Origin of the sequence: Pseudomonas sp. B5(2017), assembly GCF_002112825.1 — a bacterium.
GTDB lineage: Bacteria > Pseudomonadota > Gammaproteobacteria > Pseudomonadales > Pseudomonadaceae > Aquipseudomonas > Aquipseudomonas putida_Z.
In genome coordinates this window covers 46,720-70,728 of the sequence record NZ_NEIR01000001.1, presented here as the reverse complement: position 1 = coordinate 70,728, position 24,009 = coordinate 46,720, and the positions used below count along the sequence as shown (strand labels likewise).

At 64.1% G+C, this 24,009-nt stretch carries 24 protein-coding genes; 11 read left to right on the top strand and 13 right to left on the bottom strand.

Annotated elements, in window-relative coordinates; genetic code table 11:
* Positions 1-95 precede the first annotated feature (95 nt).
* Both prpB and CAG00_RS00360 read right to left on the bottom strand, forming a co-directional pair.
* Entirely contained in the window at positions 96-986 is an 891-nt protein-coding gene (gene prpB, locus CAG00_RS00365; RefSeq protein WP_003259689.1) for a methylisocitrate lyase, read from the bottom strand.
* Entirely contained in the window at positions 983-1,699 is a 717-nt protein-coding gene (locus tag CAG00_RS00360; protein ID WP_085592915.1) for a GntR family transcriptional regulator, read from the bottom strand. Before CAG00_RS00360 ends, prpB begins: the two co-directional genes overlap by 4 nt.
* Positions 1,700-2,028: 329 nt before the next feature.
* Between CAG00_RS00360 and CAG00_RS00355 the strand changes: the two genes are divergently transcribed.
* From CAG00_RS00355 to CAG00_RS00335, 5 genes are all read left to right on the top strand, one after another.
* Positions 2,029-2,565 carry an ATP-dependent zinc protease gene (locus CAG00_RS00355; RefSeq protein ID WP_016485910.1) on the top strand — a complete coding sequence of 179 codons (537 nt, stop codon included), beginning with the start codon at positions 2,029-2,031 and terminating at the stop codon, positions 2,563-2,565.
* Positions 2,566-2,570: 5 nt separating this feature from the next.
* Positions 2,571-4,106, top strand: a complete 1,536-nt coding sequence (locus CAG00_RS00350; RefSeq protein ID WP_025338437.1) for an inactive transglutaminase family protein — start codon at positions 2,571-2,573, stop codon at positions 4,104-4,106.
* Positions 4,106-5,086 (top strand): alpha-L-glutamate ligase-like protein, encoded by a 981-nt coding sequence (locus CAG00_RS00345; RefSeq protein ID WP_025338436.1) that lies wholly within the window; start codon positions 4,106-4,108, stop codon positions 5,084-5,086. The genes CAG00_RS00350 and CAG00_RS00345 overlap by 1 nt, the downstream gene beginning before the upstream one ends.
* Positions 5,087-5,286: 200 nt before the next feature.
* The gene (gene pabB, locus CAG00_RS00340) at positions 5,287-6,630 is read left to right on the top strand and encodes an aminodeoxychorismate synthase component I (RefSeq protein WP_085663151.1); all 1,344 of its coding nucleotides are present in this window, start codon (positions 5,287-5,289) and stop codon (positions 6,628-6,630) included.
* Positions 6,631-6,813: 183 nt separating this feature from the next.
* On the top strand, positions 6,814-7,548 hold the full coding sequence (locus tag CAG00_RS00335; RefSeq protein ID WP_015269712.1) for a phosphoadenylyl-sulfate reductase: 735 nt from the start codon (positions 6,814-6,816) through the stop codon (positions 7,546-7,548).
* Between the two features lie 121 nt (positions 7,549-7,669).
* On the opposite strand, the gene cysB is transcribed toward CAG00_RS00335, so the two are convergent.
* From cysB to CAG00_RS00315, 3 genes are all read right to left on the bottom strand, one after another.
* Positions 7,670-8,644, bottom strand: a complete 975-nt coding sequence (gene cysB, locus CAG00_RS00325) for an HTH-type transcriptional regulator CysB (RefSeq protein ID WP_013971904.1) — start codon at positions 8,642-8,644, stop codon at positions 7,670-7,672.
* Between the two features lie 128 nt (positions 8,645-8,772).
* A complete protein-coding gene (locus CAG00_RS00320) occupies positions 8,773-9,270 on the bottom strand; it encodes a universal stress protein (RefSeq protein WP_015269711.1) in 498 nt (165 codons plus the stop codon).
* 124 nt (positions 9,271-9,394) lie between these two features.
* Positions 9,395-10,342 (bottom strand): putative 2-dehydropantoate 2-reductase, encoded by a 948-nt coding sequence (locus tag CAG00_RS00315; RefSeq protein WP_085663442.1) that lies wholly within the window; start codon positions 10,340-10,342, stop codon positions 9,395-9,397.
* Between the two features lie 231 nt (positions 10,343-10,573).
* Between CAG00_RS00315 and CAG00_RS00310 the strand changes: the two genes are divergently transcribed.
* Entirely contained in the window at positions 10,574-11,650 is a 1,077-nt protein-coding gene (locus CAG00_RS00310; protein WP_025338433.1) for a 3-deoxy-7-phosphoheptulonate synthase, read from the top strand.
* 132 nt (positions 11,651-11,782) lie between these two features.
* Here CAG00_RS00310 and CAG00_RS00305 read toward each other — a convergent pair whose 3' ends face one another.
* Positions 11,783-12,064, bottom strand: coding sequence for a GNAT family N-acetyltransferase (locus CAG00_RS00305; protein ID WP_025338432.1), 282 nt, complete (start codon positions 12,062-12,064; stop codon positions 11,783-11,785).
* Between the two features lie 509 nt (positions 12,065-12,573).
* Here CAG00_RS00305 and oprI point away from each other — a divergent pair.
* Positions 12,574-12,825, top strand: coding sequence for an outer membrane lipoprotei OprI (gene oprI, locus CAG00_RS00300; RefSeq protein WP_003259780.1), 252 nt, complete (start codon positions 12,574-12,576; stop codon positions 12,823-12,825).
* A 131-nt stretch (positions 12,826-12,956) separates the two neighbouring features.
* Here the strand turns inward: oprI and CAG00_RS00295 are convergent, their stop codons facing one another.
* The 3 genes from CAG00_RS00295 to CAG00_RS00285 all read right to left on the bottom strand — a co-directional run bounded on the left by CAG00_RS00295 (position 12,957) and on the right by CAG00_RS00285 (position 15,000).
* Entirely contained in the window at positions 12,957-13,934 is a 978-nt protein-coding gene (locus tag CAG00_RS00295; protein WP_085592905.1) for a L,D-transpeptidase family protein, read from the bottom strand.
* Between the two features lie 111 nt (positions 13,935-14,045).
* Entirely contained in the window at positions 14,046-14,336 is a 291-nt protein-coding gene (locus CAG00_RS00290) for a hypothetical protein (protein WP_025338431.1), read from the bottom strand.
* A gap of 58 nt (positions 14,337-14,394) precedes the next feature.
* On the bottom strand, positions 14,395-15,000 hold the full coding sequence (locus CAG00_RS00285) for an arylesterase (RefSeq protein ID WP_075044541.1): 606 nt from the start codon (positions 14,998-15,000) through the stop codon (positions 14,395-14,397).
* A 10-nt stretch (positions 15,001-15,010) separates the two neighbouring features.
* Between CAG00_RS00285 and CAG00_RS00280 the strand changes: the two genes are divergently transcribed.
* Complete coding sequence (locus CAG00_RS00280) at positions 15,011-15,694, top strand: ABC transporter ATP-binding protein (RefSeq protein WP_016714756.1); 684 nt, start codon at positions 15,011-15,013, stop codon at positions 15,692-15,694.
* Positions 15,694-18,201, top strand: a complete 2,508-nt coding sequence (locus CAG00_RS00275; protein ID WP_085663150.1) for an ABC transporter permease — start codon at positions 15,694-15,696, stop codon at positions 18,199-18,201. The genes CAG00_RS00280 and CAG00_RS00275 overlap by 1 nt, the downstream gene beginning before the upstream one ends.
* A 126-nt stretch (positions 18,202-18,327) precedes the next feature.
* Here the strand turns inward: CAG00_RS00275 and greB are convergent, their stop codons facing one another.
* The 4 genes from greB to CAG00_RS00255 all read right to left on the bottom strand — a co-directional run bounded on the left by greB (position 18,328) and on the right by CAG00_RS00255 (position 21,302).
* On the bottom strand, positions 18,328-18,801 hold the full coding sequence (greB, locus tag CAG00_RS00270) for a transcription elongation factor GreB (protein ID WP_063914016.1): 474 nt from the start codon (positions 18,799-18,801) through the stop codon (positions 18,328-18,330).
* A gap of 11 nt (positions 18,802-18,812) precedes the next feature.
* Entirely contained in the window at positions 18,813-19,121 is a 309-nt protein-coding gene (locus tag CAG00_RS00265) for a hypothetical protein (RefSeq protein WP_025338428.1), read from the bottom strand.
* A 223-nt stretch (positions 19,122-19,344) separates the two neighbouring features.
* A complete protein-coding gene (locus CAG00_RS00260; protein WP_085663149.1) occupies positions 19,345-19,782 on the bottom strand; it encodes a DoxX family protein in 438 nt (145 codons plus the stop codon).
* Positions 19,783-19,895: 113 nt separating this feature from the next.
* Positions 19,896-21,302: a transglycosylase SLT domain-containing protein gene (locus CAG00_RS00255; RefSeq protein WP_085663148.1), complete on the bottom strand. Its 1,407-nt coding sequence runs from the start codon at positions 21,300-21,302 to the stop codon at positions 19,896-19,898.
* A gap of 158 nt (positions 21,303-21,460) precedes the next feature.
* Between CAG00_RS00255 and CAG00_RS00250 the strand changes: the two genes are divergently transcribed.
* A complete protein-coding gene (locus CAG00_RS00250) occupies positions 21,461-22,258 on the top strand; it encodes a TatD family hydrolase (RefSeq protein WP_085663147.1) in 798 nt (265 codons plus the stop codon).
* Between the two features lie 256 nt (positions 22,259-22,514).
* Positions 22,515-23,993 (top strand): methyl-accepting chemotaxis protein, encoded by a 1,479-nt coding sequence (locus CAG00_RS00240; protein ID WP_025338425.1) that lies wholly within the window; start codon positions 22,515-22,517, stop codon positions 23,991-23,993.
* Positions 23,994-24,009: the final 16 nt, after the last annotated feature.

The following is a 24,009-nucleotide window of genomic DNA, read 5'->3' as shown; positions in this document are numbered from 1 at the left end:
CTACAGGGTTCCACAGGCATCGAGCATCACGCCGTACTTGTGGGAGCGGGTTCACCCGCGAAGAGGCCAGCCGCTCCAACGCAAATCTTTGACCTTCAGCCCTTCTTCTGGGCAAACAGCGCATCGAGGCTCTGCTCGAAGGCGTGGTAACCAATGGCATCGTAGAGCTCCATGCGGGTCTGCATGGTGTCGATCACGTTCTTCTGCGTGCCGTCGCGGCGCAGCGCGGTGTACACGTTTTCGGCCGCCTTGTTCATGGCGCGGAACGCCGACAGCGGGTACAGCACCAGCGACACGTCGACCGAGGCCAGCTCTTCGGTGGTGTACAGCGGCGTGGCGCCGAATTCGGTGATGTTGGCCAGGATCGGTGCCTTCACCCGGTCGGCGAAGGTCTTGTACATCTGCAGTTCGGTGATGGCTTCCGGGAAGATCATGTCGGCACCGGCCTCGACGCAGGCGGCGGCGCGGTCCAGGGCGGCGTTCAGGCCCTCGACGGCCAGGGCATCGGTACGCGCCATGATCACGAAGCTGTCATCGGTACGGGCATCGACTGCGGCCTTGATGCGGTCGACCATTTCCTGCTGGCTGACGATTTCCTTGTTCGGGCGGTGGCCGCAGCGCTTGGCGCCGACCTGGTCCTCGATATGGATGGCGGCAGCGCCGAACTTGCTCATCGAGCGCACGGTACGGGCAACGTTGAAGGCAGAGGCGCCGAAGCCGGTGTCGACATCCACCAGCAGCGGCAGGTCGCACACGTCGGTGATGCGGCGCACGTCGGTGAGTACATCGTCCAGGCCGCTGATGCCCAGGTCCGGCAGGCCCAGCGAACCGGCGGCGACGCCGCCACCGGACAGGTAGATGGCCTTGAAGCCGGCGCGCTTGGCCAGCAGGGCATGGTTGGCGTTGATGGCGCCAACCACCTGCAGCGGATGTTCAGCGGCAACGGCGTCGCGGAAACGCTGACCGGGGGTGCTCTTCACAGTCATTTCTCACCTCGTGGGCTGTTGTTGTGGGCGTCCAGGTAGTGACGCTCGATATTGCGCTTGGACGCGCCGATGTGGCGGCGCATCAGGAGTTCGGCCAGCTCGCCGTCACGGTCGGCGATGGCATCGAGAATGCGGTGGTGTTCGGCAAAGGCCTGGCGTGGCCGGTTGGGCGTGGCGGAAAACTGGATGCGGTACATGCGCACCAACTGGTACAGCTCGCCGCAGAGCATCTTGACCAGGGTCTGGTTACCGCTGCCCTGGATGATCCGGTAATGGAAGTCGTAGTCGCCTTCCTGCTGGTAATAGCCCAGGCCGGCCTGGAACGCGGCATCGCGCTCGTGGGTGTCGAGCACCCGGCGCAGTTCGTCGATGTCGGCCTGGCTCATGCGTTCGGCGGCAAGGCGGCAGGCCATGCCTTCCAGCGATTCGCGAATTTCGTACAGCTCGATCAGTTCGGCGTGGTTGAGCGACACCACCCGCGCCCCCACATGCGGCACGCGCACCAGCAGGCGCTGGCCTTCGAGGCGGTGGATGGCCTCGCGCAGCGGCCCGCGGCTGATGCCGTAGGTACGCGCCAGCTCCGGCTCGGAAATCTTGCTGCCGGGGGCGATATCGCCCTTGACGATGGCCGCCTGGATGCGCCGGAAGACGTTTTCGGACAAGGTTTCCGTTTCGTCTGCCAGCATCGGGCTGGGGGTGGATAGGTCCTGCATATTGTCGACACCTTGCAAATCTCTTTGCCAGAAATTAGCTAATTCGACCGCAGCAGTCAAAGACAAAATGAATATTGTCGACAATCGTCTAAGAACGAACTAATGCCAGCGCGGTGCTGTCAGATCGCGCACCGCTGGCGTCAAGGCGCCGGCGTGATAGAATGCCGCGCCTCCGATGGAGTATGGATAGCCTGTCTGTCATCCATTCATGCTGTTGACAGATGAACGAGGAAGCTTGCGCAGTCGCTGCCAGTCGCCTTGCCCTGAACACGGCTCTGAACATGGCTTTGAAAACAGCCCCGAACCTTGCACTGCACCGCGCCAGGAATATGAGACTTACACCCGTATTATTGCTGCTCTGCCTCACCCTGCTGCCGGCCCTTGGCCAGGCCGCAGGCAAGACCGTGTACGGTCTCAACGAATATGCACGCCTGGGCGACCTGGACCTGGAAGTGGCCGCCAAGCTCGACACCGGCGCCAAGACCGCGTCGCTCAGCGCCCGCGACATCAAGCGTTTCAAGCGCAACGGCGAAAGCTGGGTGCGCTTCTACCTGGCCATCGACGCCGCCCATTCGCACCCCATCGAACGCCCGCTGGCACGCGTAAGCAAGATCAAGCGCCGGGCCGGCGACTATGATGCTGAATCGGGCAAGGCCTATACCGCGCGCCCGGTCATCGAACTTGAAATCTGCATGGGCCAGGCCATGCGCACCATCGAAGTCAATCTCACCGACCGCAGCGCCTTCCAGTTCCCGCTGCTGATCGGCTCCGAGGCGCTCAAGCACTTCGACGCGCTGGTCGACCCAAGCCTTAAATACGCGGCCGGCAAACCTGCCTGTGCCACCGACGCTCCCAAAGCAGAGTAATCCCGATGCGCTCTCTTACCCTCCATCTGAAAGTCCTGATCACCGTGCTGGTGCTGTTGGGCGTGGCGGTCACGGCTTATCAGATCTTCGTACTCGGCATCCCGGTAACCGAGGATGAAACCGACGACCTGTGGAACATCGACGCCAAGGTCGAGTTCGTGGCCAGCACCAAGGACCCGGTCAAGGTGCAGATGTTCGTGCCACCGCTGAACCGCGACTACGTCAGCCTCAACGAGAGCTTCATCTCCAACAACTACGGGGTGAGCGTCAACCGTGCCGACGGCAACCGCAAGGTCACCTGGTCGGCCCGCCGCGCCAGCGGCAACCAGACCCTCTACTACCGCCTGGTGCTGACCAAGCGCTACAGCAACGAGAAGACCACGGTCAAAGGCCCGACCTTCCGTGACAGCCTGGCAGTGGAAGGCCCCGAGAAGATCGCCGCCGAGGCCCTGATGGCGCCGATCCGCCAGCACTCGGCCGACGTCGAGACCTTCGTCAGCGAGACCATCAAGCGGGTCAACAACCTGAACGACGATAACGTCAAGCTGCTGCTGGCCGGCGACACCACGGCCATGAAGAAGGCCCAGGTCATCGACCTGCTGCTGTCGATCGCCCACGTACCGATGGAGAAGGTGCACACCATCCGCCTGGTGGCCGACACCCCGCAAACCCCGGAACTGTGGCTGCGCAGCTTCAACGGCACCGACTGGCTGTACTTCAACCCGGACACCGGCGAGCAGGGCCTGCCAAGCGATCGCCTGCTGTGGTGGACCGGTGACGACAACCTGATCACTGTCGATGGCGGCAAGAAGGCCAACGTTACTTTCAGCATGAACAACAGCGAGATGAACGCCATCCGCCTGGCCAAGCTGACCGACGAGAATACCGACGCCGACTTCCTCGAATATTCGCTGTACGGCCTGCCGCTGCAGACCCAGCAAACCTTCATGATCATGGTGATGATCCCGATCGGTGTGCTGGTGATCCTGGTGCTGCGCAACCTGGTCGGCCTGCAGACCCTGGGTACCTTCACCCCGGTACTGATCGCCCTGGCCTTCCGCGAGACCCAGCTTGGCTTCGGTATCGTGCTGTTCACGGTAATCACCGCCCTGGGCCTGTCGCTGCGCTCGTACCTGGAACACCTGAAGTTGCAGATGCTGCCACGCCTGTCGGTGGTACTGACCTTCGTCGTGGTACTGATTGCCGCCATCAGCCTGTTCAGCCACAAGCTGGGCCTGGAGCGCGGGCTGTCGGTAGCGCTGTTCCCGATGGTGATCCTGACCATGACCATCGAGCGCCTGTCCATCACCTGGGAAGAGCGTGGCGGCGGCCATGCCATGAAAGTGGCCATCGGCACCCTGTTCGCCGCTTCCCTGGCGCACCTGTTGATGATGGTGCCGGAGCTGGTGTACTTCGTGTTCACCTTCCCGGCCGTGCTGCTGATCCTGGTGGGCTTCATGCTGGCGATGGGTCGCTACCGCGGCTACCGCCTGACCGAGCTCGTGCGCTTCAAGGCATTCCTGAAGAAGGCTGACGCCTGATGTTTGGCCTGATCAAGACGTGGAAAGCCCTGGAGGCCCGGGGCATCATGGGTATCAACCGGCGCAACGCGGACTACGTGTTGAAGTACAACAAGCGCCATCTGTACCCGATCGTCGACGACAAGATCATCACCAAGGAGCGCGCCCTGGCGGCCGGCATCCATGTGCCGGAAATGTACGGCATCATCGAGACCGAGAAAGAGATCGAGAAGCTCCACCAGATCATTGGTGGGCGCAGCGATTTCGTCATCAAGCCGGCGCAGGGCGCCGGTGGTGACGGCATCCTGGTGATCGCCGACCGCTTCGAGGACCGCTACCGCACGGTGTCCGGCAAGATCATCAGCCACGAGGAAATCGAGCACCAGATCTCGAGCATCCTCACCGGCCTGTACTCGCTGGGCGGGCACCGCGACCGTGCGCTTATCGAGTACCGGGTCACCCCCGACCAGATCTTCAAGAGCATCAGCTACGAAGGCGTGCCGGACATCCGCATCATCGTGCTGATGGGCTACCCGGTGATGGCCATGCTGCGCCTGCCGACCCGCCAGTCCGGCGGCAAGGCCAACCTGCACCAGGGCGCCATCGGCGTGGGTGTCGACCTGGCCACCGGCGTGACCCTGCGCGGCACCTGGTTGAACAACATCATCAGCAAGCACCCGGACACCACCAACGCGGTGGATGGCGTGCAACTGCCGAACTGGGACGGCTTCATGAAGCTGGCCGCCGGCTGCTACGAGCTGTGTGGCCTGGGCTACATCGGTGTCGACATGGTGCTGGACCAGGACAAGGGGCCGCTGATTCTCGAGCTCAACGCCCGCCCCGGCCTGAACATCCAGATCGCCAACGACTGCGGCCTGACCCAGCGCACCCACGCCATCGAGGCGCACCTGGAAGCGCTGGCCAAGGATGGCATCAGCGAAGATGCCGAACAGCGCGTGCGGGTATCGCAAGGCTTGTTCGGGCACGTGCACCCGCGCTGAAATCGCCGGGGCTGCTGCGCAGCCCTATCGCGACACAAGGCCGCTCCTACAGGAGATCGCGTGATCCTGTAGGAGCGGCCTTGTGTCGCGACAGTGCCGCAAGGGCGAAACCCAGTGCTTGAATGTCGCCACAAAGCTAGGCGCATTTCCTGCACAGGTCTACAATCGCCCTCCTCGCTTTTACATCGCCGTCCACACTGATGCCGACCTGTACGCTCCACCCCCTGCCCTACCAGCCCGACCCTGCCGCCTATTTCGCCCGCCTGCGCCAGGCCCCCGGTGCGATCCTGCTGGACAGCGCCCGCCCCGGCGCCGAACGCGGGCGCTTCGACCTGCTCAGCGCCTGGCCGCTGCAACACCTGCAGGCGCAGCCCGACGAAGATGGCCGCACCTTCCTCCAGCGCCTGCGCGCCGGTCTGGCACGACTGGGCCATGCGCAGTTGCCCGCGGGCAGCGAGCTGCCGTTCGCTGGCGGCCTGATCGGCTACCTGAGCTATGACTTCGGCCGCCGCCTGGAACACCTGCCCAGCCTGGCCGTGGACGACCTTGGCCTGCCGGACGCGCAACTGGGGCTGTATGCCTGGGCGCTGGTGACCGACCACCAGTGCGCGACCAGCCAACTGGTGTTCCACCCGAGCCTGCCCGGCAGCGAACGGGAACGGCTAATCGCCCTGTTCGAAGGTGTCGACAACGCGGAAAGCAGCAGCTTCCAGCTACTCGCGCCGATGGCCGGCGACCTGCAGCCCGAGCAGTACAAGGCCGCCTTTGACCAGGTGCAGCACTACATCCAGGCCGGCGACTGCTACCAGATCAACCTTACCCAGCGCTTCCGCGCGCCCTGCCAGGGCGACCCGTGGCACGCTTACCAGGCCCTGCGCAAAGCCTGTCCCACCCCCTTCTCCGGCTACCAGCAACTGGCCGACGGCAGCGCCCTGCTGAGCTTTTCGCCCGAGCGCTTCATCCGCGTCAGCCAGCGCCAGGTGGAAACCCGGCCGATCAAGGGCACCCGCCCGCGCGCCAGCAACCCGGCTGAAGACATGCGCAATGCCGAGGAGCTGCTGCACAGCCCCAAGGATCGCTCGGAAAACCTGATGATCGTCGACCTGCTGCGCAACGACCTGGGGCGCACCTGCGAGATCGGCTCGGTGAAGGTGCCGGAACTGTTCAGCCTGGAGAGCTACCCCAACGTACACCACTTGGTCAGCAGCATCACCGGCCAGCTGGCCAGCGATAAAGACGCCCTGGACCTGATCGGCGACAGCTTCCCGGGCGGCTCGATCACCGGCGCGCCGAAGATCCGCGCCATGCAGATCATCGACGAACTGGAGCCGGCACGCCGGGCGCTGTACTGCGGCTCACTGCTCTACGTGGATGTGCGCGGCGAAATGGACAGCTCGATTGCCATTCGCAGCCTGCTGGTCAAGGGTGGACAGGTCAGCTGCTGGGGCGGCGGCGCGGTGGTGGCCGACTCCGAGTGGCAGGCCGAATATGAAGAGTCGATTGCCAAGGTGCGGGTGTTGATGGAGACCTTGCAAGGCTTGTGATCGGCGGCGCCTGCTTCGCGGGCTCGCCCGCTCCCACAACTGGCAGATGTGCGCTGTACCTGTGGGAGCGGGCGAGCCCGCGAAGCAGGCGCCACCGACTCCAAGCCCGCCTACCCCGCCATTTTTTGTTACCATCACCTCACTACGAGCGCACAGCGCCACAGCCACGATGGAAACCGCCTGATGAGCCAACCCTTCGACGTCGCAGCACTGGCCGCGACCTATGCCAACAAGTCCCCGCAGGACATCCTCAAGCTTGCCTTCGAGCACTTCGGTGATGACCTGTGGATCTCCTTCAGCGGCGCCGAGGATGTGGTGCTGGTGGACATGGCCTGGAAGCTGAACAAGCAGGTCAAGGTGTTCAGCCTCGACACCGGCCGCCTGCACCCGGAGACCTACCGGTTCATCGACCAGGTCCGCGAGCAGTACAACCTGCCGATCGAGATCCTCAGCCCCGACCGCGCCAAGCTCGACCCGTTCGTCAAGGAAAAGGGCCTGTTCAGCTTCTACAAGGACGGCCACGGCGAGTGCTGCGGTATCCGCAAGATCGAGCCACTGCGTCGCAAGCTGGCCACCGTGAGCGCCTGGGCCACCGGCCAGCGCCGCGACCAGAGCCCGGGCACCCGCAGCCAGGTGGCGGCAGTGGAAATCGACAGCGCCTTCTCCACCCCCGAGCGCACCCTGTACAAGTTCAACCCACTGGCACAGATGACCAGCGAGGAAGTGTGGGGTTATATCCGCATGCTGGAACTGCCGTACAACAGCCTGCACGAGCGCGGCTTCATCAGCATCGGCTGCGAGCCCTGCACCCGCCCGGTGCTGCCAAACCAGCATGAGCGCGAAGGGCGTTGGTGGTGGGAAGAGTCGACGCAGAAGGAATGCGGGTTGCACGCGGGCAACCTGATCAGCAAGGCATAATGGGCCGTTGTGGGAGCGGGTTCACCCGCGAACACCGGCGAAGCCGGTGCCATACAGCGCGTCGCCTTCTTCGCGGGTAAACCCGCTCCCACAGGGGCCGTGAGGCCCTTGCAATTCCGGATCAGTGCACCGGCAGCTCGACGCCTTCGAACAGGTCTTCCAGCTCCTGCTTGTTGTGGCACTGGATGGCCTTGGCCATCACTTCACGGGTCAGGTGCGGGGCGAACTTCTCGATGAAGTCGCACATGAAGCCACGCAGGAAGGTGCCGCGGCGGAAGCCGATCTTGGTGATGCTGGCTTCGAACAGTTCGCTGGCATCCAAGGCCACCAGGTCGCTGTCGAGCTTGGTGTCCACCGCCATCTTGGCGACGATCCCCACGCCCAGCCCCAGGCGCACATAGGTCTTGATCACGTCGGCGTCAGCCGCGGTAAACACCACTTTCGGCGTAAGGCCGCGGTGGTTGAACGCTTCGTCCAGCTTCGAACGCCCGGTGAAACCGAACACGTAGGTAACGATCGGGTATTCGGCGACCGCTTCCAGGGTAAGCTTTGGCAGCTTGGTCAACGGATGGCCCTGCGGCACCACCACGCAGCGGTTCCACTTGTAGCACGGCATCATGATCAGGTCGCCGAACAGCTCCAGCGCCTCGGTGGCGATGGCGAAGTCGACCGTACCGTCCGCGGCCATTTCGGCAATCTGCATGGGCGAACCCTGGTGCATGTGCAAGGACACTTCCGGGTACTGCTTGATGAAGTTGCTGATCACCGGCGGCAAGGCATAACGCGCCTGGGTGTGGGTGGTGGCGATGGACAGCGTGCCCTTCTTCTCGTTGGAGAACTCCTGGGCAATCTGCTTGATGCTTTCGACCTTGCGCAGGATTTCGCCAGCGGTATTGATGATGCGCTCACCGGCCGGGGTAACGCGGGTCAGGTGCTTGCCGCTGCGGGCAAAGACTTCAACACCCAGCTCATCCTCGAGCAGGCGGATCTGCTTGCTGATACCTGGCTGGGAGGTATACAGGCTCTGCGCCGTCGCGGAGACGTTGAGGTCATGGTGCGCCACTTCCCAGATGTAGCGCAGTTGTTGAAGCTTCATAGGTTCCCCTCGGTTCAGCGATGAGTCCGCGGCAGCAGGCAGCGACGATATATAACTATATTAGTGGTTCTGGAAATAAATCTAGAACTATTTTGTTACATACCCCCGGAAATGGCCTACGGCCATCTTCATGCTTTCCTACGCCCCAAATGCTGCGCCAGCGGCACCATGTACACCGGTACCGGCGACAGCTGCAGCAGCCGTACCGCCGTGCGCCCCAATGGCACATCCACGCCGGCGCCAGCACTGTGGCTACCGAAAATCAACAGGTCGACGCTCAGCCGCTGTGCCTGGTCGAGGATCACCTGCGCCGGGTCGCCCTGGCGTACTCGCACCGCCTTGATCACCGCCAGGTCGGCCTCCTCGCCCAGTTCGTCGCGAAAGTTTTCCAGCACACGCTGCTCGATATTGGCCATCACCGTGTTCACCCCCTGGCTGTGCAGCTGGTCGAGCGTCTGCTCATCGAGGTAGCTTTGCAGAAGAGATTCAGCGAACTGGCCCATGGGCTCTACCGCATGGATCACATACAACTCGGCGCCGAATGTGCGCGCCAGCGCCAGCGCGTGTTGCATGACAAAAGGGGCGTAGACACCGAGGTCGGTGGCGTACAGCATGGAGTGGATCATTCGACCTCCTCGACTGCCGCTGCGGCAGAGCAAGCTTCAGCTTAGCAGCGCGCCGGACGCACGCTTTGCCGTCCGGCGCGCTGCTGATGCGGGCTGGAGGGCCCCGGCGGGGCCAGAGCCACCCTCAGCGAGGCTGTTCGCCCCGGTCGATGAAAGCCAGCGCCTGGTACAGCATCTCCATGCGTGGCAAGTGGCAGCCTGCCGCACGCGCCTGCGCCAACGGCTCGGCATAGATGGCCTGCAGCTCCAGCGGGCGCTTGTGGACATGGTCGTGGTACATGCTGGGCCAGTAGTCGGGCATGCGCTCGGTCACCTGGAACAGGTGCTCGGCATACCCCTCGGGCAACACATGGCCACACGCCGCCGCCCCCTGCACCACCTCGGCCATCAGGGCCTGGATCAGGGCGCGGCCATGGCTGTCGGCCATCAGCGGCGTGGTGCTGGCGCCGAGCAGCACCGACAGGCCGTTGTAGGGCACGTTCCACACCAGCTTCTGCCAGCGTGCCTGGGCTAGGTCGGGCATGGCCTGCGAGTCGATGCCCGCAGCCCGGAACAGCTCCGCGCCTTCATTGACCAGCGCGGCACCGCCATCGTTGGCCGGCCCGCTGTGGTAGCCGAGGTTGACCGCGCCCAGGGCCTGGTGGCGGATCACGCCGGGCGCCTGGCGGTTGACGCAGATGAAACACAGGCCGCCGAGCAGGTGCATGTCGCTGCGCAAGGCCGGGCGCAATTGCTCCTCCACGCCCAGGCCGTTCTGCAGCAGCACCACCTTGGCGCCCGGTGCGGCCGCCTGCACGATCAGCGGCGCCAACTGGTCATTGCTGGTGGCCTTGGCCCCCACCAGCAGCCAGTCGCAGGGTGGCATGTCGGCGGCACTGGCATAGGCCTGCACCTTCATCTGCAAGTTGCCATGCACGGCACTGTCCAGGGTCAACCCCTGCTCGCGGACAACCTCGTACTCGCTGCGCAACAGAAAATGCACATCGAAGCCAGCCCGGGCCAGCATCAACCCATAGAAGCCGCCGATGGCGCCACTGCCGATGATGCCGATACGTGGTGTGTGCGGATGCATGCCGATCTCCAGGTAAATGTCAGCCCTCTTTTTACACAGGTTGCGCAGCGCTGGGCAGCCCATGCACGGCAAACACCTGCCATCTCGGAAAAACCCCACACGGACTGGGCCCAGCCCATTGTCGCGCCACCTGTAACGCGCTAAGGTTCGGCTCCCCGCTGCGATTATTCTTGCTGCTGGGCCGCACGGGGATAGTTGGCGGCCGGCACCCGTGACCTGACGAGTAACACGATGGCTGATTTACCGATCGATGACTTGAACGTTGCCTCCAACGAGACCCTGATCACCCCCGATCAGCTCAAGAAGGAAATCCCCCTCAGCGCCAAGGCCCTGCAGACCGTTACTGCCGGCCGTGAAGTGGTGCGCAATATTCTCGACGGCAAGGACCATCGCCTGTTCGTTGTGGTCGGCCCTTGCTCGATCCACGACATCAAGGCCGCCCACGAGTACGCCGAGCGCCTGAAAGTGCTGGCCGAGGAAGTGTCCGACACGCTGTACCTGGTCATGCGTGTGTATTTCGAAAAACCGCGCACCACCGTCGGCTGGAAAGGCCTGATCAACGACCCGTACCTGGATGACTCGTTCAAGATCCAGGATGGCCTGCACATCGGCCGCAAGCTGCTGCTGGACCTGGCCGAAATGGGCCTGCCGACCGCCACCGAAGCGCTCGACCCGATTTCCCCGCAGTACCTGCAGGACCTGATCAGCTGGTCGGCCATCGGCGCCCGCACCACCGAATCGCAGACCCACCGCGAGATGGCTTCGGGCCTGTCCTCGGCAGTCGGCTTCAAGAACGGTACTGACGGCGGCCTGACCGTTGCCATCAACGCCCTGCAGTCGGTGTCCAAACCGCACCGCTTCCTCGGCATCAACCAGGAAGGCGGCGTGTCGATCGTCACCACCAAGGGCAACCCGTACGGCCACGTGGTACTGCGCGGCGGCAACGGCAAGCCGAACTACGACTCGGTCAGCGTCGCCCTCTGCGAGCAGGACCTGGCCAAGGCCAAGATCAAGGCCAACATCATGGTCGACTGCAGCCACGCCAACTCCAACAAGGACCCGGCCCTGCAACCGCTGGTGATGGAGAACGTCGCCAACCAGATCCTCGAAGGCAACCAGTCGATCATCGGCCTGATGGTCGAGAGCCACCTGAACTGGGGCTGCCAGTCTATTCCGAAGAACCTGGACGAGCTGCAGTACGGCGTGTCGATCACCGATGCCTGCATCGACTGGTCGGCTACCGAGAAGACCCTGCGCAGCATGCGCACCAAGCTGAAGGATGTGCTGCCGCAGCGCAAGCGCGGCTGATGCGATAAAGAGCGGGGCCGCTTCGCGCCCCATCGCGACACAAGGCCGCTCCTACAGGGTTATGCGATTTCCTGTAGGAGCGGCCTTGTGTCGCGATGGGCTGCGAAGCGGCCCCGCTTTTTATTTACAGAATCAGACCTTGCTCGAATGCCGCTGCTGGCGCTCCATGTAGCGCTCCACGTATGAGCAGGACGGAATCACCGTGTAGCCCATCTGTTCAGCGTACTCCAGGGCCCGTTCGGTCAGGGCGGCAGCAATCCCGCGGCCGCGCAGGGCGTTGGGTACGAAGGTGCGATAGATGTCCAGCGTCTGCTTGCCCAGGTCCATGTACGTCAGATAGGCACGATGACCGTCCACGTTGGTCTCGAACTGATGACCGGCCTGGTCATGGTGGATGGTCAGCGCTTCGCTCATCACTACTCCTCGCAGGTCTTCTCGGCAGACCCATACCTTAACCGATAGTGGTTTATCCGGCACAGAATCCTCTACGCCACCTGTTGCCCCCTTCGACCACTGGACGATTGCAATCGTTCGGATCCTCTGGCACTCACAAGATAGTAGGCGCCGCAGGCGGGATTGCTCAAGGTGGTGGCGGTTAAAAATGGCGAAAATGCAGCCAGATGCCATTCTTGGCAACGCGCCAGGCAGCCACCGGATGTACTAGGGCTTAAGACGCCGAAGGACAGTTAAAGTCACCCTTAGTTCAACAAAAAAGTTCCTGTACTACAGTCGCTTGCGAACCCTGTACGTTTTTTTCACAGGCGTGTCGCAAATCTTGTCGGAAAGGCGTCAAGCAACATTTTTTTTGCAGTTCTTGCGCTTAGTCAGTTTACTTACTACAAGTAATGGGTACTATGTACGCCGGCCAGTTTCTCTTTTCCGAGAGATGGCTATTTAATAGAAAGTCCTTGAAGGGGAACACGATGAACAACGTTCTGAAATTCTCTGCTCTGGCTCTGGCCGCAGTTCTGGCTACCGGTTGCAGCAGCGTATCCAAAGAAACCGAAGCTCGTCTGACTGCGACTGAAGACGCAGCAGCTCGCGCTCAAGCTCGTGCAGACGAAGCCTACCGTAAGGCTGACGACGCACTGGCAGCCGCTCAGAAGGCTCAGCAGACTGCTGACGAAGCCAACGAGCGCGCTCTGCGTATGCTGGACAAAGCCAGCCGCAAGTAATAATCCTCACGGATTGTTATGGAGCCGACCCACTTGTGGGTCGGCTTTTTTATTGCCTGCCACAAGGCAAACGCGCCACGCAGAAACGAAAAGGCCTGCACTAAGGCAGGCCCGGGTGTGTCGCAATTACCTTACTGCAGTTCGGGCGGAATGCTCGAAACCATCGGTGCGCCACCCTGGTTTTCGGTCGGCACGGCAATTTCCACCGGCATGCCATCTTCCGCGGCCACCACGTCACGCACCATGTCCCAGTTCATGCGTAGGTTATTGGCCAGGTCTTCACGCTTGAGCAAGGCGTTGATAACAGCAGTGTGTTTATCGACCACCGACGGATTACCCTGGTCGTCCAGCGGCGTGTGCGCCTCCAGATAGACCTTGCCGCCACTGATACCAAACTTGTAGGGCTCGTTGATGATGCGCACCGGCGTACCCACCGGCACCATCTTCGACAGTTCCAGCACGTTGTTGTTGAGCATGCGGAAGCAACCGTGGCTGGTACGCATGCCAATGCCGAACTTCTTGTTCGAACCATGGATCAGGTAGCCCGGCACGCCGAGGGTGAACTTGAACGGCCCCAGCGGGTTGTCCGGGCCAGCCGGCACCACGCTCGGCAGGATGTCGCCGTCAGCCGCGTGCTCGGCACGGATCGACGCTGGCGGGGTCCAGGTCGGGTTCGGCGTCTTGGCGGTGATCTTGGTATTGGCGATCGGCGAGCCCCAGCCTTCACGGCCAATGCCCAGCGGGAAGGTATGCACCACGTTCTGCCCTTTCGGGAAGTAGTACAGGCGGTACTCGGCCAGGTTGATGACGATGCCCTCGCGCGGGCCCGGCGGCAGGATGTAACGGGTCGGCAGGATGATCTCGGTGCCGGCACCTGGCAGCCATGGGTCCACGCCCGGGTTGGCGGCGATCATTTCCAGGTAGCCGAGGTCGTTGGCAGTGCCGATATCGGCGAACGTGTCCTCGTACTTTGCCTTGATCACATGCACCTGACCGATGATGTCTTCACCGGGTGGTGGCAGTGGCAGCTCCAGCGCAGCAGCGGGGCCTGCTACCAGCAGGGCGGCCAGGGACAGGCTACGGGTGACGGCAGGAAAGCGCGGCAACATCCGGTAAATCCTTCGAAAGGTGGGTCAAGAGAATCGATTGTACACCTGCGCCGATGCAAGCGGGAGGCATTGGCACCATGCAAGCGTTCCAGATGATGAAAGGCGCGGTGTTCAGGCGCCCTGCAGCTCCGGCCACACCGGGCGCATGCCGCGCCGCTGGGCATCGAGGATGGCGCGGCACAGGTCGCACAGGCGGCCGTCGCGGTAGATCGAGCGCGCCACCCCCGACCAGCGCGGTTGCGCCGGCAGCAGGCCACCGCACAGAGTGCGGTCGGCCGGTACGCCCAGCTCGAGCTGGCGGGCCACGAGGTGGACGCGGATTTCCTGGCAGGCGAACAGGTCGAGCTGCTCATCAGGCTCGATCAGTTGGTAGGCATACAGGGACCAGGCAGGGCGCGGCATCGGTGGCACTCGAAACGGGGGGCGCAACATTAGCCGAAAGCCGGCGCCGTTTAAAGCGTCACAGCAAGGGTTTTATCGCCGGCCAGGCATTTTCCAGCAGGCGCTGCTGGGCGGCCTGGGCCGGGTGAATGCCATCCGCCTGCATCAACTCAGGCACGCCCCCTACCCCCTCGAGGAAAAACGGCACCAGCGGCACCTGTTTTTCTGCCGCCAGCTGTTCATACGCCTGGGCGAAGGCGGTGGTGTAGCGCACGCCATAATTGGGTGGCAGGCGCATGCCCAGCAGCACCACCTTGGCACCGGCCTTGCGCGAACTTTCGATCATCGAGGCAAGATTTTGTTGCAATTGCGCTGGCGACTGCCCGCGCAGGCCATCGTTGCCGCCCAGCTCCAGCACCACCAGGCTCGGCTTGTGCGCTGCAAGCAGCGCCGGCAGCCGCGCCTGGCCACCTGCACTGGTGTCGCCGCTGATCGATGCATTGACCACTTTGTCGTCGAAACCTTCGTCCCGCAGGCGGGTCTGCAACAGGGAAACCCAGCCCTGGCGGGTATCCAGGCCAAAACCGGCGCTGATACTATCGCCGACAACCAGCAGTGTTCCCGCCGCCGCGCTCTGGGCCAGGCAATACAGGGCCAGACCGGCACTCAACCACCACACTCGCATCGGATTCTCCATGGGCCCCAGCATTCTCGTTGCGCAGAACCTTAGCAAAGTGGTCCCCAGCGCGGAAGGTGACCTGACCATCCTGCACGCGCTGTCCCTCGACCTGGCCCAGGGCGACAGCCTGGCCATCGTCGGCGCCTCGGGCTCGGGCAAGTCGACCCTGCTCGGCCTCCTCGCCGGCCTCGACCAGCCCAGTGCCGGCAAGGTCATCCTCGCAGGCCACGACCTGGGGCCGCTGGATGAAGACCAGCGCGCGCGGGTGCGCGCCGAACATGTGGGCTTCGTGTTCCAGTCGTTCCAGCTGCTCGACAGCCTCAACGCCCTGGAAAACGTCATGCTGCCGCTGGAGCTGGACGGCCGCCGCGATGCCCGCGAACACGCGCGCACCCTGCTCGAACGGGTCGGCCTGGGCAAGCGCCTGAGCCACACCCCGCGCCAGCTTTCGGGCGGCGAACAGCAACGGGTGGCCATTGCCCGTGCCTTCGCCGCGCAACCTGCAGTGCTGTTCGCCGACGAACCCACCGGCAACCTCGACAGCCACACCGGCGAGCGCATCAGCGACCTGCTGTTCGAACTGAACAAGGAACGCGGCACCACCCTGGTGCTGGTTACCCATGACGAACGCCTGGCCCGGCGCTGCCGCCGCCAGATCCGCCTGGATGCGGGCCGCCTGGTGGCCCCGGTGGAGGCTTGATGAACCACATGCCACTGTCCCGCCTGTGCGGCCTGGCCCTGCGCCAGTTGCTGCGCGACATTCGCGCCAACGAAGTGCGCGTGCTGTTCTTCGCCCTGCTGGTGGCGGTCGCGGCCAGCACTGCCATCGGTTATTTCGGTGCCCGCCTCAACGGCGCCATGCAACTGCGCGCCAGCGAGTTCCTCGGTGCCGACCTGGTGCTGCAGGGCAGTGCCCCGGCCCGCGACCAGCAGATAGAAGCCGGCAAGGCGCTTGGCTTGCGCCACGCCCAGGTGGTCGAGTTCACCAGCGTGGTCGGCGGCGACAACGGTATCCAGCTGTCCAGCGTCAAGGCTGCCGATGGTACCTACCCGTTGCGCGGGCAAGTGCGCAGTGCCGCGGAGCCCTATGCCGCAGAAACCCCGGGCGGCGGCCCGGCACCTGGCGAAGCATGGGTCGAGCCACGCTTGCTGGCGGCACTGGGGCTGAAGGTTGGCGACAGCATCGACGTGGGCATGAAGACGCTGCGCATGAGCCGCGTACTGACCTACGAACCGGACCGCGCCAACAACTTCTACAGCCTTACCCCACGGGTAATGATGAACCTGGCCGACCTGCAGGCCACCGGCGTGATCCAACCGGGCAGCCGGGTCACCTACCGCGACCTGTGGCGCGGCGATGCAGAAGCGTTGGCCCAGTACCGCGGGGCACTGAAAAAGGACCTGGCCGCCAACCAGCGCCTGCGCGACACCCGCGATGGCAACCAGCAGGTCGGCGGCGCCCTGGGCAAGGCCGAGCGCTACCTGAACATGGCCAGCCTGGTGGCGGTGCTGCTGGCAGGCGTCGCCGTGGCCCTGTCGGCCAGCCGCTACGCCGCACGCCGCCTGGACGCCAGCGCCCTGCTGCGCTGCCTGGGCCTTTCGCGCCGCCAGGCACTGGGCCTGTACTGCCTGCAATTGGCCATGCTCGGCCTGGTCGCCGCGCTGGCCGGCGCCCTGCTCGGCTGGCTGGCCCAGCTGGGCCTGTTCCGCCTGCTGCATGGCCTGCTGCCAAGCGTGGTGCCTGCAGGCGGCATCGTCCCGGCCCTGGCTGGCATCGCTACCGGGCTGGTGGCCCTGGCCGGCTTCGCCCTGCCGCCAATTGCCGCGCTGGGCCAGGTGCCGCCGCTGCGCGTGCTACGCCGCGACCTGCTGCCGATACCGCCCAGCAGCTGGCTGGTGTACGGCGCGGCCCTGTTCGCACTGGGCCTGATCATGTGGCGCCTGAGCCTCGACCTGCTGCTCACCTTCGCCCTGCTCGGTGGCGGCCTGGTCGCCGCGCTGCTGCTCGGTGGCCTGCTGCTGCTCGGTTTGCGCAGCCTGCGCCAATTGCTGGCCGGGGCCCCGCTGACCTGGCGACTGGGGCTGGGCCAACTGCTGCGCCACCCCATGGCCGCTGCCGGCCAAGCCCTGGCCTTCGGCCTGATCCTGCTGGCCATGGCCCTGGTCGCGCTGCTGCGCGCGGAACTGCTCGACACCTGGCGAGCGCAGCTGCCCAAGGATGCACCCAACCATTTCGCCCTGAACATCCTGCCGGATGACCGTGAGCCCTTCGCCCAACACCTGCAGCAGGTCAATGCCACCTCGGCACCGCTGTACCCGGTGACACCCGGCCGCCTGGTGCGCATCAACGAGCAATCGGTGCAGCAGGTGGTCAGCAAGGATTCGGCAGGCGAGCGCGCCGTGCAGCGCGACCTCAGCCTGACCTGGGCAGCCGAACTCCCCGAAGGTAATGCACTGACGGGCGGCAACTGGTGGCAGGCGTTGCCCGCGGAAGATGAAATCCCCGGTGTGTCGGTGGAGGCGGAACTGGCCAGCAGCCTGAAGCTGCAACTGGGCGACCTGCTGACCTTCGACATCGGCGGCCAGCAGCGCCAGGCCCGGGTCAGCAGCCTGCGCAGCGTGCACTGGGACAGCTTCCAGCCGAACTTCTACATGATCTTCCAGCCCGGCACGTTGCAGGGGCTGCCGACCACCTACCTGACCAGCTTCTATCTGGCACCGGGCCATGACCTGGATGTGGTGGCGCTGTCACGGGCATTCCCGGCGGTGACCATCCTGCAGGTGGACGCCTTGCTCGAACAGCTGCGCAGCATCCTCGCCCAGGTGACCCTGGCGGTGGAGTATGTGTTGCTGTTCGTGCTGGCAGCCGGGTTGGCGGTGCTGTTCGCAGGCTTGCAGGCAACGCTGGACGAGCGCATCCGCCAGGGCGCCTTGCTGCGTGCGCTGGGCGCGGCGCGGCCATTGCTGGTCAAGGCGCGGCGGATCGAGTTCGGCTTGCTGGGTGCGGCCAGCGGCTTGCTGGCGGCGGTCGGGTGCGAGCTGATTACCCTGGTGCTGTACCGCTATGCCTTCGACCTGCAATGGAGCCCGCATGTGTGGTTGCTGCTGTTGCCGCTGGCAGGGGCGCTGCTGGTAGGTGGTGCGGGGATGCTGGGGACGCGGCGGGCGTTGAATGCCAGCCCGTTGGCGGTTTTACGCGAGAGTTGATGACAGCCCGTGCTGGCCTCTTCGCGGGTAAACCCGCTCCCACAGGTTCACCACAGTACTTGAAACCTGTGTCGGACCTGTGGGAGCGGGTTTACCCGCGAAGAGGCCGGCACAGGCAATATCAACTCACTGGCCGTAAGTGATGCTGTTCACATACCAGGTCGCTTCACCGGTAGGTGTGTGCACCACCACCTCATCACCCTCCTCCTTCTTCAGCAAGGCACGAGCCATGGGCGAGTCGATCGAGATGTAGTCATTGCGCCCATAGATCTCGTCATACCCGACAATGCGAAACTTCATGGTCTCGCCCTCGTCGTTCTCGATCTCCACCCAGGCACCGAAAAACACCTTGCCCTCCTGCTGCGGCGAGTAGGCCACCACCTTCACATCTTCAAGACGCTTGCGCAGGTAACGCACCCGGCGGTCGATCTCGCGCAGCAGCTTCTTGTTGTACTGGTAGTCGGCATTCTCGCTGCGGTCGCCCAGCGATGCCGCCCAGGTAACCTTCTGGGTAATCTCCGGGCGGTATACCCGCCACAGGTGGTCCAGTTCTTTCTTCAGCGCCTCATGGCCTTCCGTGGTGATGATGTTGGTACTCAACAGCGCGCTCCTCAGCGGCGGGTAATCAGGCCTTGGCGCGCGATACGGGTGAGGTGGCCGATGATTTCGGCGGCCTCGTCCGGTGCCGGGGCCTGGATCACGGCCAGGTCGAAACGGTCATTGCCATACTGTGCGAGGTGGCAACCGGTATCGGCGAACTGGATCAGAAATGCACGCGCCTGGCCCTTGCGCCGGGACAGGCCTTCAAGGTGACGTAAAAGAGTGGGTTGATGCTGGCCGCCGAGCAGGATGCGCGGTGTGCGGGACGCCTGGCTGGCAGGCAAGGGGCTCAAACAGACACTGGTACGTGGGCAACTCATGGAGCTTCTCTCCGCCTCGCGAATCCCGCTGGGCAGCGGTGGGAGGCGTCACCGAACCAGCGCTTTAGCGGTATTTCGGATGACCCGGAGAGGGGCTTTCCTGCGCCCCGCAAGTAGCTGTTTAAATCGGCGCAGACGGTATGCTAGAGCTACAAGCGGCAAGATACAAGCCTCAAGCCGAAAGTGATCGGCCTGAGGCTTGTATCTTGGCATTTGCGGTGGATCAGCGGGCGATCAGGCGGTCCAGCGAGAAGCGGCCAGCGCCTTCGATCAGTACCGCGACGGTGCCAGCCAGCAGGGCCAGGCCGAACTCATAGCCGTTGTTGGACATGAACAGGCCGTTGCCGATGTGCACCGAGAAGATCGCCACCACCAGGGTCACCGCCAGCACCAGGGCCGCCGGGCGGGCCAGCAGGCCGATCACCAGGGCCAGGCCGCCGAAGAATTCGGCACTACCGGACAGCAGGGCCATCAGGTAACCCGGGGCCAGGCCGATGCTCTCCATCCACTGGCCGGTGCCTTCCAGGCCATAGCCACCGAACATGCCAAACAGTTTTTGCGCACCATGCGCAATGAAGATGATGCCGACCAGGATACGGATGACGCTCAGGCCAGCACCGGCGCGGGTGGAGAACAGAGCGTTGAGGGTAGCGTTGTTCATGTCGAAGACTCCTTGAAGCGGGGAAGTTGTGTTGGGATGGTCGCCATCATAATCGATTCGATAGATATGAAAATCGCAAAAAACCCAACATAACAATCGACAAAATCGATTTGTCAGCGTTTAGCCACACGCTCCAGCGCGGCACGCTCCCGGTTGAACGCTACAAAGTACTTGTTGACGCTATTGACGAAGTTGACTGGCCCCATGCCCACCTGCTCCATGGCGACACGTTCGGTCTGGAAGAACCACTGGTCGCCATTCAGCCCGCGCCGCCGCGCTTCGGCGCGCATGGCCTGGACGCGCTCGGGGCCCAGGTTGTAGGCCGCCAGCACGAAGGCCATGCGCTCGCGCTCGTTGATCTTGGCGCTGGCAAAGAACTTGCGCCGGATCAGCGCCAGGTAACGGGCGCTGGCCTGGACATTGCCATCCACCGTGGCGGTGTTGCTCACCCCCACACGCTGCGCCGCCGAAGGGGTGATCTGCATCAGGCCATGGGCCCCTCCGGTGCCGCGCGCTGCCGGGTTGAGCGTCGACTCCTTGAAGGCCAGCGCGGCCAGGTTGAGCCAGTCGATCTGCTGCGCCTCACCGTGTTTCTGCAGCACCGCCCGCAGCGCGGTCAGGCGCTGGCGATTCTTGCTGGCCAATGGGTCGTGCACCCGGTACTGGCGGCGGTAGATGCGCTCGAACGCGGCGTCCTGGTTGTCCGGTGCGCGGTAGCCCTGCAGAAAGCGATCGACCGTGGCCTGCAACTGCGGCGCATCGGGCCTCACATACCAACGCATGGCTTGCGGCGCCCCCAGCTTTACGCGGCTGTCCAGGCGCAGGCGCGGCATCACCCGGGCCCAGCGCCGGGCGATCGGCTGCTCGACCACGGTCAGGTGATAGATGCCGGCCTGGACCATTTCCAGCACATCCTCCACCGCCAGGGTCGAGTCGACCCACTCTACCTTGATCGGCGCGCGCTTGCGCAGCGCCAGTTGCTGGTTGACCTGCTGGATCAACGGGCCGGCGGCACTGGCGCTGGTCAGGGCCACGGTACGCCCGGACAACTGCTCGACATGGCTGAAGCTGCGCTCGCCCTTGCGCCCCACCAGCAGCAGCGGCACCTGGTCGAGCACCGGCGCGCTGCTGCTGACCCCACGCACCACGGCGGGGTCGAGCAGCTCACCCGGCGCGGCCAGGTCACCCTCGCCCCGGGCCAGGGCGCCGAGCAACTGCTCCTTGGCCCGCGGGATCAGCTTGAGCTGGATCTCCTGGCCGTCGGCGGCGCGGGCATTGAGGTAATGTTCCAGGGCACGGAGGCGATAGTATTCGATGCCGACCGGCTCGCCCTTGACCTCACCGGAGCTGTTGCGGCTCTGGTTGACCAGCACCCGCAGCACCTGGCTGGTGCGAATCTGTTGCAGGTCACGGACCTTGGCCGGCGCGATGTTCTGCTGCGGTCCCGGCACGCGCGCGTGGGCAGGCCCGGTCAAGGTCAGCCCAAGCGTCAGCAGGAAAATGAGCCAGCATCGCTGCATGCGAAAACGTGTCCGTGGTCGGTGGGCGGCATCCATGGGGTTGCACCGCCAAGAGAGAAATGACGGTAAAAGACCACGGCAACAGCATGAAGTTCTTGGTTTTTTCAGAAAAACACGGTTTTTGCTATGCTGGCCGCCCCGCGGCACGAGATAGCACCATGCAACTGATCGATATCGGCGTCAACCTGACCAACAGCAGTTTCCACGACCAGCAGGCGGCAATCGTCGAGCGCGCCCTTGAGGCCGGGGTCACGCAGATGGTGCTGACGGGCACCAGCCTGGCGGTCAGCGAACAGGCGCTGGAGCTGTGCCAGCAACTGGATGCGAGCGGCGCGCACCTGTTCGCCACGGCAGGCGTACACCCTCATGATGCCAAAACCTGGGATGCCGGCAGCGAGCGCCAGTTGCGCCAGTTGCTGAATGAAACACGCGTGCGCGCCGTGGGCGAATGCGGCCTGGACTTCAACCGCGACTTCTCCCCTCGCCCGCTGCAGGAAAAAGCCCTGGAGGCACAGTTGGCACTGGCTGCCGAGCTGCATCTGCCGGTGTTCCTGCACGAACGCGACGCCAGCGAACGCCTGCTGGCGATCCTCAAGGATTACCGCGACCACCTGACCGGCGCAGTGGTGCACTGCTTTACCGGCGAGCGCGACGCGCTGTTCGCCTACCTGGACATGGACCTGCACATCGGTATTACCGGCTGGATCTGCGACGAACGCCGTGGCACCCACCTGCACCCGCTGGTGGGCAACATTGCCGAGGGGCGGCTGATGCTGGAGAGCGATGCGCCTTACCTGCTGCCGCGCAGCCTGCGGCCCAAGCCGAAGAACGGGCGCAACGAACCAGCGTTCCTGCCGGAGGTGTTGCGTGAAGTGGCCTTGCACCGGGGCGAGTCGACCGAACAGACGGCGGCGCATACCACGGCAACGGCGCAGGCGTTTTTCCAACTCCCCTGAACCCGACGCGTTCTCCTGTAGGAGCGGCCTTGTGTCGCGAAAGGGCCGCAACGCGGCCCCGGCAATCTATGCAGCGAAGCTGAAAACCTGGGGGCGCTTCGCACCCCTATCGCGACACAAGGCCGCTCCTACAAAAGCGCGTCAGAACTTGCGGCAGAATTTTCTTGATGCACATCAAGAAAGGCCCTGGCTTGCGCAGGCACAATGATGGCACCTTGCCAATATTGTTCCCGCTCAACTCAGAGAAGACCTGCCCATGGGTGCCTGGCTTAGCAATGTTTCCCTGAAGTACAAGTTCTGGGCCGTCAACGCGGTGGCCTTTGTCACGACCTTGCTGTTGGTGCTCTATGCCGTGCATCTGGAGCAACGCGCCCGCGCCGAGGCCGCGCAGGCCCAGGCGGCCGCGCAGGCCCAACTGCTGGCTGCCTGGCCGGCCGGCCAGCCGCTGCCCCGCCCGGCCAACGTCATCAGCTGGTCAGCCGGGCAAACGCCCACCTTCGCGGGTGAACCCCTCGAGGCCCTGCGCAATGCCCAAGGCTGGGTCGAACTGCCCGCCGCCCGGCTCTTGGGCAACAACCCGCTACAGGGCGCGCAGGTGCTGCGCAACGGCGATCAGCAAATGGCCGTGCTGGCCCAGTCGCCCAGCCTGCGCCAGGTGTTCCTCGACCGCTTCAGCAACTACGCGGTATGCGTGCTGGTCCTGATGCTGGCCATGCTCGGCGCCTCGCAGCTGCTGATCCGCTTCCTGCTCAGCCAGCTCAACACGCTCAAGGACGTGATGCTGCACGTGGAAAAAACCGGCGACCTGTCGGCCCGCGTACCGCTGGCCTGTGGCGACGAGGTCGGCCAGATGGCCGGGGCCTTCAATGCCATGCAGGCGACCTACCACCGCGTGGTCAGTACCGTCGCCCACACCGCAGCGCAACTGGACTCCGGTGCCGCGCGCCTGGCTGCGAGCATGAGCGACGTGCGCCACGGCATGCTCGGCCAGCAGAGCGAAACCGACCAGGCCGCTACCGCCATCAACGAAATGTCGGCGACGGTGCACCACATCGCCCAGCACGCCGGCGCCACCCGTGACCTGTCACAAACCGCCGACACCCTGGCCGGTAGCGGCCAGGAGGTGGTCAGCCGGGTGCAGGACTCGATTTCCGGGCTGTCCAGCGGCGTTCAGCAAACTGCCGAGATGATTCGCCAGCTGGCCGAAGACAGCCAGAAGATCAATGGCGTGGTCAGTGTGATCCACAGCATCGCCGAACAGACCAACCTGCTGGCGCTCAATGCCGCCATCGAAGCAGCGCGCGCCGGCGACCTGGGCCGCGGCTTTGCCGTGGTGGCCGATGAAGTGCGCAACCTGGCCAAGCGCGTGCAAAACTCCACCGACGAGATCACCACCATGGTCTCGGCCCTGCAGTCGGGCACCCGCGATGCAGTGGATTTCATGCAGGAAAGCTCGTACAAGGCCGACGACTGCGTCAGGCAGGCCCAGGAGGCCGGCGAAGCACTGGCCGAGATTACCGGTGCCGTGGCGCAGATGCGCGAAAGCAACACCCAGATTGCCGTGGCAGCCGAGCAGCAAAGCCAGGTGGCCGAGGAAATGAACCGCGCCGTGGTGAGTATTCGCGATGTCACCGAACAGACCGTGCAACAGACCGTGGGCTCGGCGACCACCAGCAGCGAACTGGCGACCCTGGCCGGTGAACTGAACAAGGCCATTGGCCAGCTCAAGCTATAGTCACCATAGCCAGCCT

What these genes read in the sequence shown, in the direction of transcription:
- CAG00_RS00290 (WP_025338431.1), bottom strand. Translation starts at nt 14,336, where the DNA reads ATGCCGCGCCCTGCCTGGTCCCTGTATGCCTACCAACTGATCGAGCCT.
- CAG00_RS00305 (WP_025338432.1), bottom strand. Translation starts at nt 12,064, where the DNA reads ATGAGCGAAGCGCTGACCATCCACCATGACCAGGCCGGTCATCAGTTC.
- prpB (WP_003259689.1), bottom strand. Translation starts at nt 986, where the DNA reads ATGACTGTGAAGAGCACCCCCGGTCAGCGTTTCCGCGACGCCGTTGCC.
- CAG00_RS00320 (WP_015269711.1), bottom strand. Translation starts at nt 9,270, where the DNA reads ATGATCCACTCCATGCTGTACGCCACCGACCTCGGTGTCTACGCCCCT.
- CAG00_RS00285 (WP_075044541.1), bottom strand. Translation starts at nt 15,000, where the DNA reads ATGCGAGTGTGGTGGTTGAGTGCCGGTCTGGCCCTGTATTGCCTGGCC.
- CAG00_RS00315 (WP_085663442.1), bottom strand. Translation starts at nt 10,342, where the DNA reads ATGCATCCGCACACACCACGTATCGGCATCATCGGCAGTGGCGCCATC.
- CAG00_RS00295 (WP_085592905.1), bottom strand. Translation starts at nt 13,934, where the DNA reads ATGTTGCCGCGCTTTCCTGCCGTCACCCGTAGCCTGTCCCTGGCCGCC.
- CAG00_RS00350 (WP_025338437.1), top strand. Translation starts at nt 2,571, where the DNA reads ATGCGCTCTCTTACCCTCCATCTGAAAGTCCTGATCACCGTGCTGGTG.
- CAG00_RS00310 (WP_025338433.1), top strand. Translation starts at nt 10,574, where the DNA reads ATGGCTGATTTACCGATCGATGACTTGAACGTTGCCTCCAACGAGACC.
- CAG00_RS00260 (WP_085663149.1), bottom strand. Translation starts at nt 19,782, where the DNA reads ATGAACAACGCTACCCTCAACGCTCTGTTCTCCACCCGCGCCGGTGCT.
- CAG00_RS00355 (WP_016485910.1), top strand. Translation starts at nt 2,029, where the DNA reads ATGAGACTTACACCCGTATTATTGCTGCTCTGCCTCACCCTGCTGCCG.
- CAG00_RS00265 (WP_025338428.1), bottom strand. Translation starts at nt 19,121, where the DNA reads ATGAGTTGCCCACGTACCAGTGTCTGTTTGAGCCCCTTGCCTGCCAGC.
- cysB (WP_013971904.1), bottom strand. Translation starts at nt 8,644, where the DNA reads ATGAAGCTTCAACAACTGCGCTACATCTGGGAAGTGGCGCACCATGAC.
- oprI (WP_003259780.1), top strand. Translation starts at nt 12,574, where the DNA reads ATGAACAACGTTCTGAAATTCTCTGCTCTGGCTCTGGCCGCAGTTCTG.
- CAG00_RS00255 (WP_085663148.1), bottom strand. Translation starts at nt 21,302, where the DNA reads ATGCAGCGATGCTGGCTCATTTTCCTGCTGACGCTTGGGCTGACCTTG.
- CAG00_RS00360 (WP_085592915.1), bottom strand. Translation starts at nt 1,699, where the DNA reads ATGCAGGACCTATCCACCCCCAGCCCGATGCTGGCAGACGAAACGGAA.
- CAG00_RS00280 (WP_016714756.1), top strand. Translation starts at nt 15,011, where the DNA reads ATGGGCCCCAGCATTCTCGTTGCGCAGAACCTTAGCAAAGTGGTCCCC.
- CAG00_RS00275 (WP_085663150.1), top strand. Translation starts at nt 15,694, where the DNA reads ATGAACCACATGCCACTGTCCCGCCTGTGCGGCCTGGCCCTGCGCCAG.
- CAG00_RS00250 (WP_085663147.1), top strand. Translation starts at nt 21,461, where the DNA reads ATGCAACTGATCGATATCGGCGTCAACCTGACCAACAGCAGTTTCCAC.
- CAG00_RS00345 (WP_025338436.1), top strand. Translation starts at nt 4,106, where the DNA reads ATGTTTGGCCTGATCAAGACGTGGAAAGCCCTGGAGGCCCGGGGCATC.
- pabB (WP_085663151.1), top strand. Translation starts at nt 5,287, where the DNA reads ATGCCGACCTGTACGCTCCACCCCCTGCCCTACCAGCCCGACCCTGCC.
- CAG00_RS00240 (WP_025338425.1), top strand. Translation starts at nt 22,515, where the DNA reads ATGGGTGCCTGGCTTAGCAATGTTTCCCTGAAGTACAAGTTCTGGGCC.
- CAG00_RS00335 (WP_015269712.1), top strand. Translation starts at nt 6,814, where the DNA reads ATGAGCCAACCCTTCGACGTCGCAGCACTGGCCGCGACCTATGCCAAC.